Annotated in this window: 14 protein-coding genes; 8 read left to right on the plus strand and 6 right to left on the minus strand. The window is 69.1% G+C overall.

The window, feature by feature from the left end; all coding sequences use genetic code 11:
* Nucleotides 1–15: 15 nt before the first annotated feature.
* Nucleotides 16–1,263 (minus strand): DUF3108 domain-containing protein, encoded by a 1,248-nt coding sequence (locus QZM15_RS25310; protein WP_089465299.1) that lies wholly within the window; start codon nt 1,261–1,263, stop codon nt 16–18.
* A gap of 114 nt (nt 1,264–1,377) precedes the next feature.
* The gene (locus QZM15_RS25315) at nt 1,378–2,244 is read right to left on the minus strand and encodes an IclR family transcriptional regulator (protein WP_124863404.1); all 867 of its coding nucleotides are present in this window, start codon (nt 2,242–2,244) and stop codon (nt 1,378–1,380) included.
* A 129-nt stretch (nt 2,245–2,373) separates the two neighbouring features.
* On the opposite strand from QZM15_RS25315, the gene QZM15_RS25320 reads away from it, so the two are divergent.
* The 6 genes from QZM15_RS25320 to rfaE2 all read left to right on the plus strand — a co-directional run bounded on the left by QZM15_RS25320 (nt 2,374) and on the right by rfaE2 (nt 8,379).
* The gene (locus QZM15_RS25320) at nt 2,374–3,366 is read left to right on the plus strand and encodes a fumarylacetoacetate hydrolase family protein (protein WP_059585383.1); all 993 of its coding nucleotides are present in this window, start codon (nt 2,374–2,376) and stop codon (nt 3,364–3,366) included.
* 118 nt (nt 3,367–3,484) lie between these two features.
* A complete protein-coding gene (locus QZM15_RS25325) occupies nt 3,485–4,312 on the plus strand; it encodes an enoyl-CoA hydratase/isomerase family protein (protein WP_059837340.1) in 828 nt (275 codons plus the stop codon).
* A gap of 78 nt (nt 4,313–4,390) precedes the next feature.
* The gene (locus QZM15_RS25330) at nt 4,391–5,137 is read left to right on the plus strand and encodes a PhaM family polyhydroxyalkanoate granule multifunctional regulatory protein (protein ID WP_302107476.1); all 747 of its coding nucleotides are present in this window, start codon (nt 4,391–4,393) and stop codon (nt 5,135–5,137) included.
* Between the two features lie 24 nt (nt 5,138–5,161).
* Nucleotides 5,162–6,388: a patatin-like phospholipase family protein gene (locus QZM15_RS25335; RefSeq protein WP_059585380.1), complete on the plus strand. Its 1,227-nt coding sequence runs from the start codon at nt 5,162–5,164 to the stop codon at nt 6,386–6,388.
* A gap of 466 nt (nt 6,389–6,854) precedes the next feature.
* Entirely contained in the window at nt 6,855–7,733 is an 879-nt protein-coding gene (locus tag QZM15_RS25340; protein ID WP_060966598.1) for a ferritin, read from the plus strand.
* 160 nt (nt 7,734–7,893) lie between these two features.
* The gene (rfaE2, locus tag QZM15_RS25345; protein ID WP_012329309.1) at nt 7,894–8,379 is read left to right on the plus strand and encodes a D-glycero-beta-D-manno-heptose 1-phosphate adenylyltransferase; all 486 of its coding nucleotides are present in this window, start codon (nt 7,894–7,896) and stop codon (nt 8,377–8,379) included.
* A 16-nt stretch (nt 8,380–8,395) separates the two neighbouring features.
* On the opposite strand, the gene QZM15_RS25350 is transcribed toward rfaE2, so the two are convergent.
* The 3 genes from QZM15_RS25350 to QZM15_RS25360 form a co-directional block, all read right to left on the minus strand.
* A complete protein-coding gene (locus tag QZM15_RS25350; protein WP_059575981.1) occupies nt 8,396–8,638 on the minus strand; it encodes a hypothetical protein in 243 nt (80 codons plus the stop codon).
* Between the two features lie 201 nt (nt 8,639–8,839).
* Nucleotides 8,840–9,640 carry a type III pantothenate kinase gene (locus tag QZM15_RS25355; RefSeq protein WP_059575983.1) on the minus strand — a complete coding sequence of 267 codons (801 nt, stop codon included), beginning with the start codon at nt 9,638–9,640 and terminating at the stop codon, nt 8,840–8,842.
* Complete coding sequence (locus QZM15_RS25360; protein ID WP_302107477.1) at nt 9,637–10,557, minus strand: biotin--[acetyl-CoA-carboxylase] ligase; 921 nt, start codon at nt 10,555–10,557, stop codon at nt 9,637–9,639. The genes QZM15_RS25355 and QZM15_RS25360 overlap by 4 nt, the downstream gene beginning before the upstream one ends.
* A 276-nt stretch (nt 10,558–10,833) precedes the next feature.
* Between QZM15_RS25360 and QZM15_RS25365 the strand changes: the two genes are divergently transcribed.
* Together QZM15_RS25365 and QZM15_RS25370 are read left to right on the plus strand one after the other, a co-directional pair.
* Nucleotides 10,834–11,631: a hypothetical protein gene (locus QZM15_RS25365; RefSeq protein ID WP_302107478.1), complete on the plus strand. Its 798-nt coding sequence runs from the start codon at nt 10,834–10,836 to the stop codon at nt 11,629–11,631.
* Entirely contained in the window at nt 11,607–12,194 is a 588-nt protein-coding gene (locus QZM15_RS25370) for a type VI secretion system amidase effector protein Tae4 (protein WP_081066517.1), read from the plus strand. Before QZM15_RS25365 ends, QZM15_RS25370 begins: the two co-directional genes overlap by 25 nt.
* A gap of 365 nt (nt 12,195–12,559) precedes the next feature.
* Here the strand turns inward: QZM15_RS25370 and QZM15_RS25375 are convergent.
* Nucleotides 12,560–13,348: tetratricopeptide repeat protein (locus tag QZM15_RS25375; protein ID WP_302107479.1), on the minus strand; the 789-nt coding region annotated here is incomplete at its 5' end.

Here is a 13,348-nt window from a genome sequence, read left to right on the forward strand (position 1 = left end):
ATTCGTGCATGTTTTTTACTGTGTGACAACCGAGGAGGCCGGTGGTTGCACGGTTGCAGCGGGCGTGGACGGCGCCGCTTGCGCGGGCGGCGCGGCCGGCACATCGGGCGCCGGTGCGGCGTCGGGCGCGCTCGTTGCGCCGCCGGGCGGTGCTGCATCCGCAGGCACGTCCGGTGCGGCGAGGCGGCCGTGCCACAGCAGCTCGATCTGCGCGCCGTTCGGCTCGGTCTGCACGAGCCGCGCGGGCAGCCAGCCGAGCGACGGCGCGAGCCACATGTCGATGCGGCGCGTGTCGCCGTCGCGGCGCGGCAGGCGCATGAAGTGCCGCGCGGCGATGATGCCGGCCTGCGTCTGCACCTGCTCGTCGCCGATCACGGTGATCGGCCAGGTCTCGCCGCTGTTGTTGTCGATCACGAAGAACTGCTGCGTGACGCCCGGCTTGTACGCGGAAGGATTGCCGCGCACGAGCCCCGACAACTGCATCAGCATGCTGAAGCGGTCCTGCACGCCATCGGGCAGCGGCGCGTTGTTCGGCGTGCGCGTGAACACGACCTGCCGGATCTCGCGGTTGAAGATCGCGATGTCCTCCGGCCGCTTGCCCCGCTTCTCGACGTAACGGTCGGGCGCGACGCCGAATGCATCGATGCGGCCTTCGCTGCGATAGGCGAACGGGCCGACGAACGGCACGGGCATCGACACCGACAGGTCGTAGGTGTGCCCGTCGGTGCGCCAGCGGATCGTGCCGATCATGTTCTGCATGCCGTTGTAGAACGTGTCGTACTGCAGGTCGCCGGACGGCGGCGCGGCGAACTTCACGCCGCTCGCGGCTGGCCCCGGCGTCGCGGCGCTGGCGCCGGCGGCCGGCGCGGCGTGCGCGCCCGAGGCGCCCGGTACGCCGCTCGCGGCGGACGCGGCGGCAGCCGGCGGTTCGCCGTGCTCGGCCGTCTGCGTCGACGTGAGGACCGGTTCGTCCGGCGGCGCGGGTTTCGGCGGGGCCGCCTTCGGCGCGGCGGGTGCGGCCGGACGTTCGACCGGCTTCGACTCTGGCGGCGCAGGCTGGCGTTCGATCGGCCGCGGTTTCAGCAGTTCGATCTGCACGGGGATGTCGGCGGGCGGCGGCGGCGTGAACGATTCGCGGTTGCGCATCAGCCAGAACCCCGCGAGCGCGTGCAGCACCAGCACGGCGACGAGCGCGACGCCCACGCGCAGCCAGCGGCGGGGCGGGGCGTAACTCGGGCGAAGGTCGGCAGGCTGCATGGGCATCGGAACGGGGTCGGGGCGCGTGCGTGACGTCGGGCGCGCGGCGCGCGCCACAGGAATCGGACCGCCGGATGCGCCGCGCGTTCGCGACGCGTGACGTGGGGTGAGCCGGAGGCGTCAGGCGTCGCGTGCGTCGGGACTATAGCCGAGTTCGTAAGACAGTTTCCGCGCGCACGCGCGCAGCGCCGTGTCGATCTCGCCGCCCCACGCGATGTCGAACGAGCCTTCCTGGCCGAGCGCGACGATCGCGAGCGCGAGTTCGCCGACCGCGTCGAACACCGGCATGCAGAACGCGTGGATCGTCGGCAGCAGCATCCCCTCGACGCGCGCGGCCTGGTGCCGGCGCACGTCGGCGAGCACCGCGTCGACTTCGTCGAGCGTGCGCGGGCCGCCGTGGTGCGGCGAGCGGCGCGTATCGGCGAGTTCGCGCTCGAGCATCGCGGCGGTCTTGCTGCGCGGCAGGTACGCGGCGAACAGCAGGCCCGTCGCGGAGCCGAGCAGCGGCATCACGTCGCCGAGCTTCAGCGACGCCTTCGCCGGATGGCTCGATTCCATCCAGTGCACGATCGTCGGCCCCTGGTTGCCCCATACCGCGATGCCGACCGTCTGGTCGAGGCGGTCGCGGAATTCGGTCAGCGCGATCCGCGCGAGCTTCACGCCGTCGACGCGCGCGAGCCGCGCGAGGCCCATCTGCAGCGCGAAGCCGCCGAGCTCGTAGCGGCCCGAGACGGGATCCTGCGACACGACGCCGAGCCGCGAGAAGCTGACCAGGTAGCGGTGCGCCTTCGCCGGGCTCATGCCCGCGCGCTGCGCGAGATCGCGCAGCATCATCGCGCGCGGCTCGCTCGTCAGCACGTCGAGCAGGCGGAAGCCGACCTCGATCGACTGGATGCCGGAACGGACCTTCTCGCCGTGCTCGCCGGACGCGGTGTCGTCGGTATCGGAGTCGGTGAGATCGTCGTCGGGAAGCGGGCTGGCGGGCATGGGCAACGGGTGCGCGAAAATGCGGCAGGAAACGGGGTGAAAACAGCGCGCGCGATCGGGGCGCGCCGCATGGATTCACCATCGTAAAATAGATTCCCTCCATCGTCACTACAACGGCAGATCCTCCCTATGAAACTTGCTTCGCTGAAGGACGGCACGCGCGACGGCCAGCTGATCGTCGTGTCGCGCGACCTGCACACCGCGGCGATCGCCGATGCGGTCGCGCCGACGCTGCAGCGCGTCCTCGACGACTGGGCGTTCTACGCGCCGCAACTGCGCGACCTGTACGACGCACTGAACCACGGCCGCGCGCGCAACGCGTTCGCGTTCGATCCGGCCAACTGCATGGCGCCGCTGCCGCGCGCGTTCCAGTGGGCCGACGGCTCCGCGTACGTGAACCACGTCGAGCTCGTGCGCCGCGCGCGCGGCGCGGAGATGCCGCCCGAGTTCTGGACCGATCCGCTGATGTATCAGGGCGGCAGCGACGATTTCCTGGGGCCGCGCGACGACGTCGTGTGCCCGTCCGAGGAATGGGGCATCGATTTCGAGGCCGAAGTCGCGGTGATCACCGGCGACGTGCCGATGAGCGCGTCGCCCGACGCCGCGCTGAAGGCCGTGCGGCTCGTCACGCTCGCGAACGACGTGTCGCTGCGCAACCTGATTCCGGCCGAACTCGCGAAGGGCTTCGGCTTCTTCCAGAGCAAGCCCGCCACCGCGTTCGCGCCGGTCGCCGTCACGCCGGACGAGCTCGGCGACGAATGGCGCGAGGGCCGCGTGCACCGCCCGATGATCGTCCACTGGAACGGCAAGAAGGTGGGGCAGCCCGATGCGGGCACCGACATGGTGTTCCACTTCGGCCAGCTGATCGCGCACGCGGCGAAGACGCGCAACCTGCGTGCCGGCTCGATCGTCGGCTCCGGTACGGTATCGAACAAGGATGCGAAGCGCGGCTACTGCTGCATCGCCGAGAAGCGCTGCCTCGAGACGATCGAGCACGGCGCGCCGCAGACCGAATTCATGCGTTACGGCGATACCGTGCGCATCGAGATGTTCGATGCGGCCGGCAAGTCGATCTTCGGCGCGATCGAGCAGTCGGTTTCCCCACCCGACGGCGCGGCATAGGCAACGCGGCGGCGGCACCCGGCCTCGGCCCGCGCGCCGGGTTTCGCCCGATGTTTGACCGCGCGGGCTTGGCTACACTCGATTCAAGCGTTCGAGCGCCTCGAACAAGGAGCAGCAGATGGCCGATCTCGCCGCGTACGGCGGTTACGAAGCACTGAAGGTGACGCGCCGCGATCATGGCGTGCTCGACATCGTGATGAGCGGCGAGGGGGCGAACCGCAGCGGCCTCGCGACCGCGAACGCGCGCATGCATCGCGAGCTCGCCGACATCTGGCGCGACGTCGATCGCGATCCCGACACGCGCGTCGCGGTGATCCGCGGCGAAGGCAAGGGTTTTTCGGCGGGCGGCGATCTCGCGCTCGTCGAGGACATGGCGAACGATTTCGACGTGCGCGCCCGCGTGTGGCGCGAGGCGCGCGACCTCGTCTACAACGTGATCAATTGCAGCAAGCCGATCGTGTCGGCGATGCATGGGCCGGCCGTCGGCGCGGGGCTCGTCGCCGGGCTGCTCGCCGACATCTCGATTGCCGCGAAGGATGCGCGCATCATCGACGGCCACACGCGGCTCGGCGTCGCGGCCGGCGACCACGCGGCGATCGTGTGGCCGCTGCTGTGCGGGATGGCGAAGGCGAAGTACTACCTGATGCTGTGCGAGCCCGTGAGCGGCGAGGAGGCCGAACGGATCGGGCTGGTCTCGCTCGCGGTCGAGCCCGCCGACCTGCTGCCGAAGGCGTACGACGTGGCCGAACGGCTCGCGCACGGTTCGCAGTCGGCGATCCGCTGGACCAAGTACGCGCTGAACAACTGGCTGCGCACGGCCGGGCCGACCTTCGATACGTCGCTCGCGCTCGAATTCATGGGCTTTTCGGGGCCCGACGTGCAGGAAGGCATCCGCTCGCTGCGCGAGCGGCGCCCGCCCGCGTTTCCCGGCGACGCGCCGTTCTGACGCGCGCGCTATGATCGAATCATGGGCGGCCGCGCGACGCACGGCCGCCTCGCTCCCCCAGTCAACCAGGATGCCCGTATGACGACCGATGCCTCCGGCGCCAACCCTTTCGCCGGCTTTGCCGGGTTCCAGCCCGCCGACATGATGGACCGGATGTGGGACATGATCCGGATGTCGCCGTTCGGCGGGATGGCGCCCTTTCCGGGCGCCGCGCACGGGCTGCCGCCGTCGCTGTCGAGCATGTCCGACATGATGTCTCCGCTCACGAGCGTCGAGGAGCTCGACAAGCGGATCACCGATCTGCGCGCGGTCGAGCAGTGGCTGAAGCTCAATCTCGGGATGCTGCAGTCCGCGATCCAGGCGCTCGAGGTGCAGCGCGCGACGCTCGCGACGCTGCGCGCGTTCGGCGCGTTCGCGCAGAGCTCGATGTCGGCGGCCGAGGACGCGGCGGTCGCCGCCGCGCAGGCCGCGAAAACCTCGGCGGGCGAGGCCGCGCCCGCACCGGATGCGGCGGCTCCGGCGGCGGATGCGCCGGAAGGCGACCCCGCGCAGCAGCCGTTCGATCCGGCCGGCTGGTGGAACCTGCTGCAGACGCAATTCAACCAGCTCGCGAGCCTCGCGATGGCGCAGCCGGGCATGCAGCCGGCGGCGCCGGGCGCCGCGTCGCCCGAGCCCGCCGCCGCGCCGGAACCCGTCGCGAAGCCCGCCGCCGCCGCGCCGCGCAAGCCCGCGGCCAAGCGCGCCGTGAAGCCGTCCGGTTCGGCCGCGGCGCGCGCGGCGGCCGCTTCGTCGCCCGAAACGCGTCCGCCGAAGCGCTCGACGTGATGCGGCGCAGGTAGCAGGTCGATCATGCGACTCGCGCTCGTTCTGATGGGAGGCGGCGCGCGCGCCGCATACCAGGTCGGCGTGCTGAAGGCGCTGGCCGAGATCGCGCGCGAGGCCGATCCGCAGCGGCACACGGTGCCGTTCACGGTCGTGTGCGGTTCGTCGGCCGGCGCGATCAACGCGACGTCGATCGCGAGCCACGCGGACGACTTTTCCCATGGCGTGCGGCGCCTGCTCGAATTCTGGGAGCCGTTGCGCGCCGATTACGTGTATCGCACCGACTGGCTCGGCATCGCGGGCGCCGGCGCGCGCTGGCTCGCGACGATGACGTTCGGCTGGGCGGCCCGCCGCTCGCCGCGCGGGCTGCTCGACAACACGCCGCTCGCGCACCTGCTGCAGCGCGAGCTGAGCTTCCACCGGATCGAGCAGATGCTCGAGGCGCGCCTGCTGCACGCGCTCGCGGTCACCGCGCTCAGCTATTCGAGCGGCCGGCACCTCACGTTCTACCAGGCCGCCGAGCCGATCCAGGCGTGGCGGCGCGCGCAGCGCACCGCGCGGCTCGTCGATCTGTCGGCGTCGCACCTGCTCGCGTCGTCGGCCATTCCGTTCGTGTTTCCCGCCGTGCCGCTCGTGCTCGACGGACAGGTCGAGTACTTCGGCGACGGCTCGATCCGGCAGATCGCGCCGCTGTCGCCGGCGATCCACTTCGGCGCGGACCGGATCGTCGTCGTGGGCGCTGCCGACCCTCGGCCCGAGATTCCGGCCGCGAACGGCGCGGGCCGGGCGCGTGGCTACCCGACGCCCGCGCAGATCGGCCAGCAGGTGCTCGCGAGCGTGTTCCTCGACTCGATCGGCTCGGACATCGAACGGATCGAGCACATCAACCGGATGATCGAGCACTTGCCGCACCAGGTCGAGATCGACAGCGGCTGGCGGCACGTCGACGTGCTCGCGATCGCGCCGTCCGAGCGCATCGAGCTGATCGCCGCGAAGCACCTGAAGCAGATGCCGGCGACGATGCGCGGGCTGCTCGGCGCGATCGGCGGCAGCCAGCCGGCCGGCGCGTCGTTCGCCAGCTACCTGCTGTTCGAGGAAGCCTTCACGCGCGAGCTGATCGAGCTCGGCTACCGCGACGGCCGCGCGCAGCGCGAGACGCTCGCCGGCTGGATCGCGCAGGCGGACGGCAGCAGCGCGCCGGCGGCCGGCACGCCGCCCGAAGACGGCCTCGCGACCGACGAAATACGGGTCTGACACGCGCACGCGCAATGCAAGGTTGCGTTTTCGCGACGGCCGGCCGCGACCGATCGCCGCATACCGGTTGGCGGCGCGCGACCGGGCGGGCGTCTCGGAAGCGTCATGCACGCGTGCTATCATGGCCGCCGCCGTATACACCATATCGAGCAGCCCGCCGATCCGGCATCCGCACGGGACCTTTCGGGGAACCCGCCTGGGGCAGGGGACGGGCGCGCCAACGAGCCGGCCAGCGCCGGCCCCCCACTCAGGCAAGCGCGGCCGGCTCCGTCCGAACGGAGCGGGTTGCGGCATGCCCAACGGCGGCGACGCGGCCGCCCGGCAGCCGGACGAGGAATCAGCGTCCGGCGGGCCGGTTTCCCGCGTAAAATTAGAGTCTTGGCTGCAAAAAGCGCGGGTGGCGCGCTTGCGCGGCAACAGTCACGTTTAGAGAAGTCGCATTGCGCAGAACAGGGGTGGGACCATCATGAACACCATGCTTTATCCGGAACTTTACAGGTCGCTCGAAGCTGTCCGCTGGGACATGGAGAAGGACATTCCGTGGGACAAGTTCGACGCTTCGCTACTCACCGACGAGCAGGCGAAGACGATCAAGATGAACGCGATCACCGAATGGTCGGCGCTGCCCGCGACGGAAATGTTCCTGCGCGACAACCAGCACGACAGCGACTTTTCCGCGTTCATGAGCGTGTGGTTCTTCGAGGAGCAGAAGCATTCGCTCGTGCTGATGGAATACCTGCGGCGCTTCAAGCCGGAGCTGGTGCCGACCGAGGAGGAGCTGCACGCGGTGCGTTTCCAGTTCGATCCTGCGCCGCCGCTCGAGACGCTGATGCTGCATTTCTGCGGCGAGATCCGTTTGAACCACTGGTACCGCTGCGCGGCCGACTGGCACACCGAGCCCGTCATCAAGCAGATCTACGAAACGATTTCGCGCGACGAGGCGCGTCATGGCGGCGCGTACCTGCGCTACATGAAGAAGGCGCTGAACAACTGCGGCGACGTCGCGCGTGCGGCCTTCGCGAAGATCGGCGTGCTGATGGCGTCGGCGCGCCGCACCGAGAAGCCGCTGCACCCGACCAACCTGCACGTGAACCAGGCGCTGTTCCCGCGCGACACCGTGCAATCGCGCCTGCCGGATCCGGAATGGCTCGAGCGCTGGCTCGACGAGCAGATCCGTTTCGACGGCGAGTGGGAGAAGAAGGTGGTCGAGCGGATCCTGCACAACCTGTCGATCCTGTTCGAGCGCACGTTCGCGACCGCGCAGGAGCTGAACCGCTACCGCAAGGAAGTCACCAGCCGCCTGCAGGCCGAAAGCGGCCCGTCGTCGGCCGCGCAGCCGGCCTGAGGCCGGCGGGCGCCGGTGCCGGCGCGCGTCGTGCCCGATTCGCGCCCGGCTCGCGGCCGGTGTCGCGTGTGTTGCGTGAAGCCCGCCCGGCCGGTCCGGCGGGCTTTTTATCTGGCGCTGCCGTCGCGCGCGCCGTGGTCCATTCCGTCCTGTCGCCATCATGTCCGCCACCTTCGAACGCAAGCTGATCACCCGTGACGCCCTCGTCGCGCTGCGTGCGTCGCTGCCGTCGCCCGTCGTGTTCACCAACGGCGTGTTCGACATCCTGCATCGCGGTCACGTCACGTATCTCGCCGATGCGAAAGCGCTCGGCGCGTGCCTGATCGTCGGCGTGAACAGCGATGCGTCGGTGCGCATGCTCGGCAAGGGCGACGACCGGCCGATCAACCGCGAAGAGGATCGCGCGGCATTGCTCGCGGCGCTGGAAAGCGTCGACTGGGTCGTGACGTTCGGGGAAAAGACGCCCGTGTCGCTGATCGAGGCCGTCCGTCCGGACATCCTCGTGAAGGGCGGCGATTACGACATGGACGCGCTGCCGGAATCGGCGCTCGTGCGCGGCTGGGGCGGCCGGGCGCTGGCGATTCCGTTCGAGCACGACCGCTCGACCACCGCGTTGCTGAAGAAGGTGCGCGCGCAACAGTCCTGAGCGCGGCGCGGCGCCGTCACGGGGCCGATGCCGCGAGCGGCGCGGTCGTGACGGCCGGCGCCGCGATCGGGCCGCCGACCACGGGCTGGTCGGTCGCGCGCATGAGCGGTGTCACGCGCAATGCGTCGGGCCGCACCTGCCGCGACAGCACGCCGGGTTCGCGCGGGCCGGCCGCCGGCAGCGGCCCGAACACGCCGCGCGCCACCACGAACGCGAGCATGTTGGCGAGAAAGAGAACAGCGATCAGCCAGCGCAGCATCGTCGAAACTCCTTGTCGTCATTGACGTGGTTCACGTCGTTCAGTCGAGCCGGCCGAAGGGCCGGCTTTTTTCATGGTTTCCGTTGACCTGACCGTTCGTGCGGGCCGCAGGCGCGGCACCGCGCGTATTGCATCGTCGGCGTGACGCGGGCCCGCCTGGGCTTGCATCGGCCCGCGCCGCCGCGCGCCGGCACGCGCGCGTCAATCCGGCGCCGTTGCCGGGTCGCCCGCATCGGCTGCGATCAGCGCGAGCCCGGACAGGATCAGCGCGTCATGCCGCGTATGCGCGACCGTCAATGCACGTGCGACGTCGTCTGCCGCACCGCCTGCCAGCACGAGCCGCACGGGCGCCTGCCAGGCATCGGCGAGATCGCGCCATGCGCGTTCGATGAGGCCGGCCTGCGCGTACAGGCAGCCGGCCGACAGCGAGCGCGGCGTATCGACCTGGAACGGCTCGGCCTGCGCGCCCGCGAGCAGGCCGCTTGCGATATCGGTGGTCAGCGTCGGCAACTGCGCGGTGTGCGTGCCGAGCGCGCGCATCATCAGCGCCCAGCCCGGCGCGATCAGCCCGCCCGTGAACCGGCCGTCCGCGCGCAGTGCCTCGAGCGTCGTCGCGGTGCCGAACGTCGCGATCAGCAGATGCTCGCCCGGAAACGCCGCGTGCGCGCCGATCAGGCCGGCCCAGCGGTCGCTGCCGAGCTGTTCGGGCGTCGTATAGCCGTTCGTCACGCCGCATTGCGCGGGCCGCGAGCGGATCGTCGTGCGCGGCAGGCCGGGCCAGCGTGCGTCGAGCAGCGCGTCGATCCGTGCGGCCACGTCGGCGCCCGCGACGTTCGAGATCCAGGCGCCGCGCGGCCTCGGCACGCGCGACCAGTCGGGATCGGCGCCGCCGTCGCGCGTGTGGCCGAACGCGCCCGTGTCGACGAGCGTGCGCCGCGCGTCGGCGAGCGCCCATTTGATCCGGCTGTTGCCGGCGTCGATCAGCAGGTACGGTTCGCTCATTGCGCTTCGCGCAGCGACACGTCGCCGGCCGCGATCGTCTGTACGCCGTTCGGCGTGTCGAGCAGCAACTGGCCGGTCGCGTCGATGCCCGTCGCGATGCCGCGTGCGCGTTCGACGCCCTGTTCGAGCAGCACGACTTCGCGGCCCGCGTATGCGTGCAGCGCGTGCCAGCGCGGCAGGAACGGCGCGAGGCCGTCGGCGCCGAATTGCGCGAGCGCGGGCGTGAGCGCGTTCAGCGACGCGGCGAGCGTATCGGTGAGGTTCGCCGACGCGCACGCGATCGACAGCGCGGCGGGCGGCAGCCCGCTTGCGAGCGTCGCTTCGCGCGCGCGCAGCGCGTCGACCTGCGCGGCCACGGCTTGCGCGCCGCGCACGTTGATGCCGAAGCCGATCACGACGGCGGTGGCGTCGGCGGTGGTCCAGACGGTTTCGATCAGGATCCCGGCGAGCTTGCCGACGATGCGCGGCGCGCCGTCGTCGGCGGCCGTCAGCAGCAGGTCGTTCGGCCATTTGAGCGCGACGCGCATGCGGGCGTCGAGCGGCAGCGTGGCCAGCCCTTCGGCGAGTGCGACGCCGATCGCGATGCTGAGGCCGCCGAGCGCATCGACGGCGCGCGGCACGATGCAGCCGACCGAGCACAGCAGCGCATTGCCGGGCTGCGCGAACCACGGGCGGCCCTGCCTGCCGCGGCCGGCCGTCTGCTCGAACGCGACGCGCACGAGCGGCGCGGGCAACGCGTTCGCGCCGCGCGGCAGCGCCTTGAGCCGGGCCGCGACGTCGGCGTTGGTCGAGCCGGTGGCGGCGACGATGTCGAGCGGCCACGCGCGCGGCGCGGCGTCCAGGTGCGCCTCGAGCCGGTTGCGCGCGATGTGCGCGTCGGTGGATTCGGGCGTGTCGGAGGAGGTGGGGGCGTTCATGGCGCCTATTGTAGCGACAGGGGGCGGTGGGAGTTGGCAAGCGGGCAGGCGTGTGTCGAGGCGCTTGTCCGGATCGTCCCGACAGGTCCGCTCGAATTGCGTCGCCGCCAGGCGAAGGTATCGCGTTCTCAAGCAGAAGGGCATCGTCACGATAGGTGAAGTCGCCCGGCTCTTGTTCGTGTCGAAAACATATAGTCGACCCATATTAATTGATTGCGATTTCGAATACGTCTGATTGATTGCCTCGTGCGGATTGGGCATTTTGGATTCCAGCCATTGACGACGAGGAATCCAGATGAGCAACGGGCAAGCGTCACCAGCATTTTCTTTCATGGTTATTTGCCGGCTTGCTGCGCAGAGTGGTCGGCTTGTCGTGGACGGCAAGAAGGCAGTCATCGCGTCGGCAGCGGTTCATTCCGCTACGGACGAGAAGCGTGCGGGCCGGACGTTCCGTGGCTGGCCGGCATGATTCGCTATTTCCTTGCCAAAGGCGACCGGGGCGGTAACGCCGTGATTACGGAAGGACTGGAGTTCGTCACGTGTTCCAGTCCACCCCCACGTGTACAGATCGCCACGCTTTACATGAAAACCTACTGCGCGGCTTGCAAACAGGAAGGGTTCATCGCGCCGGAAGGTCCGCGTTTGTCGGGTACGGGGCCCAATGGTCGGCAGTGGGCATTGAGTGGCGATGTCAACGTATGCGGATGTAGTCCGCCCCCCGTCTTCTATGCCGAGCGTGGCATGAAGATGATTCTGACGTCACGAGATGCAGCCGGCGCCGAGAAGAAACTGCGAATGGGGGAGATCGACGAAAGAGAAGATACCGCACCACGATCTCGCACTGCTCCCATCTATGACGAACAGGTGCGCGCCTGCATCGGCACTACGCTATCTCAGAATTATCCGTATTTGATAGAAATGGCCGATGGGCGGACGATCGCGGGCCGCGTCGATACCAACGGTCGGTTGCCGCGCATTCATACCGAGATCTCCGGAAGTTACCAAGTATATTGGGGTGAGGATGCGCTTGCCCACGAGGACTGGCCGCCATGCCAAACAGACCGACAACCGTAACAACGAACACGACGCCTGATTCGATCAAGGGTGTGCAACTCAGGGCAGTAACATTCAAGGAACTGTGGGCCGCGTATCCGTCGGGCAATCCTTATAAGAATCCCGCTTATACCAATCAATGCGCCATTCGGTTGAGCGTCGCGCTTCACCGGGTCGGCATAGAAATGAAGTCCTTTTCGTCGAAACTGGTCAAGCCGCTTGGCGGTCAGTCGAGCATCGGGCGTATCCTGTTGAACGGGCGAGCAACTGCCACGCGCGCCAACGAGCTCGGCGAGTGGTTGAGGCTGCAACCATTTGCAGGGCTGGGGAAGGCGGAAAACGTCACCGGCACCAATTGGAGGGATAGGGTCGAAGGACGAACAGGCATCATCATGTTTGACGGCTACTGGACTCGCGAGGGCGAGGCAGATGCAAATGCAAGCGGTGGGCACATTGATCTATGGAATGGCGAAAAACTCACGGGATTCGGTACTGGAATTCGAATCCGCTGGAATATCGTGATTCCTGGATTTTGGTCCGATTTTCGTGTTTCGAAAAGAATCCTGTTTTTTCCGATCAAATGAAACTATTGGGATTTACCATCGGTGCAATTGCCGGCTCGGCCGTGACCACACTCGTTTGTTGGGGTGGGTTGTATTTGTTCGGCGTTTTGATTCTTCACGGAAGGGGCAGTCTGTTCGATACGCACCCGAGAGTCGCCAACCTGTTTTTTTTCGGCTGGTTGGTATCCGTGGCTGTGGTCTCGGTAATCGGCGGCTGGTGTGGTTGCGTCTGGGGGAGAAACCGGGAAGGAAAAATGCGGGAACGGGATTGAGGTGCGCTCGCCCGGGCCCCGCAACCGATTCCGCGTGACGGCGATCGATGAGCGGGGCGTTAGATCATGCGGAGGACTCGCGCCACGGCAAGCGCGAGCCGAAGGACTATCGCGTCACGGCGCGACGACCGGATGCTTCAGCGCATGCGCGGTCTCGATCCACTGCGCGTGGAATTCGTCCGCGTCGGGCCGAAGCCCGAGTTCGCCGTTGCGATAGGCCATCGCGAGCGTCTGCACGGCTTCCGGTAGCTCGTGCTCGGCGGCCCGGCGATACAGCGCGAGTGCGCGCGCGTCGTCGCGCGGCACGCCGCTGCCGTCGCGGTACGCGTTCGCGAGCATGAAGTCGGCAGCCGGAATGTCCGCGCGCGACGCGACGTCGAACCAGTGCGCGGCCTGCGCCGGGTCGGCCGCGATGCCGTAGCCGCTGCGGTAGATCAGCCCGAGGTAATACGCGGCGGCCGGGTCGCCCTGTTCGGCCGCCGCGCCGAGCAGCGCGCGGGCGCGTGCATAGTCTTTCGGGAAGTCGCCGCTGCCGAGCAGCAATGCCTTGCCGAGCGCGAGCCGCGCGCGCCGCGCAGCCGGCGCGTCGGCCCGGCCGTCTGCCGCCGCGGCCGTTTCCAGCCAGCCGCGCCCCTCGTCGCGCAGCCCCGGTTCGTGCGCATCGACGAGCGCGATGCCGAGCGCCGCCTGCGCGGCGCCCGAGCCGCGGCGCGCGAGCGTGCGCAATTGGGCCAGCGCATGCGGCTCGGTCGCCTGCGTGACCATCGCCTGCCATTCGTCGAGCTGCGCGGCGCTCGGCAAGGATGCGGCCGGCAACCTGTACGTGCTGAACAACGCTTGGGGCGGCGGCTGGGATCTCGGCCGCAACGGCAGCACCGATCTGCATTCGTACAGCCCGGTCGG

The organism is Burkholderia sp. AU44665 (assembly GCF_030504405.1).
Lineage (GTDB): Bacteria > Pseudomonadota > Gammaproteobacteria > Burkholderiales > Burkholderiaceae > Burkholderia > Burkholderia semiarida.

Coding starts and splice junctions, on each gene's coding strand:
- QZM15_RS25340 (WP_060966598.1), top strand. CDS start 6,855: ATGAACACCATGCTTTATCCGGAACTTTACAGGTCGCTCGAAGCTGTC.
- QZM15_RS25310 (WP_089465299.1), bottom strand. CDS start 1,263: ATGCCCATGCAGCCTGCCGACCTTCGCCCGAGTTACGCCCCGCCCCGC.
- QZM15_RS25350 (WP_059575981.1), bottom strand. CDS start 8,638: ATGCTGCGCTGGCTGATCGCTGTTCTCTTTCTCGCCAACATGCTCGCG.
- QZM15_RS25355 (WP_059575983.1), bottom strand. CDS start 9,640: ATGAGCGAACCGTACCTGCTGATCGACGCCGGCAACAGCCGGATCAAA.
- QZM15_RS25315 (WP_124863404.1), bottom strand. CDS start 2,244: ATGCCCGCCAGCCCGCTTCCCGACGACGATCTCACCGACTCCGATACC.
- QZM15_RS25330 (WP_302107476.1), top strand. CDS start 4,391: ATGACGACCGATGCCTCCGGCGCCAACCCTTTCGCCGGCTTTGCCGGG.
- QZM15_RS25325 (WP_059837340.1), top strand. CDS start 3,485: ATGGCCGATCTCGCCGCGTACGGCGGTTACGAAGCACTGAAGGTGACG.
- QZM15_RS25360 (WP_302107477.1), bottom strand. CDS start 10,557: ATGAACGCCCCCACCTCCTCCGACACGCCCGAATCCACCGACGCGCAC.
- QZM15_RS25335 (WP_059585380.1), top strand. CDS start 5,162: ATGCGACTCGCGCTCGTTCTGATGGGAGGCGGCGCGCGCGCCGCATAC.
- QZM15_RS25320 (WP_059585383.1), top strand. CDS start 2,374: ATGAAACTTGCTTCGCTGAAGGACGGCACGCGCGACGGCCAGCTGATC.
- rfaE2 (WP_012329309.1), top strand. CDS start 7,894: ATGTCCGCCACCTTCGAACGCAAGCTGATCACCCGTGACGCCCTCGTC.
- QZM15_RS25370 (WP_081066517.1), top strand. CDS start 11,607: ATGCCAAACAGACCGACAACCGTAACAACGAACACGACGCCTGATTCG.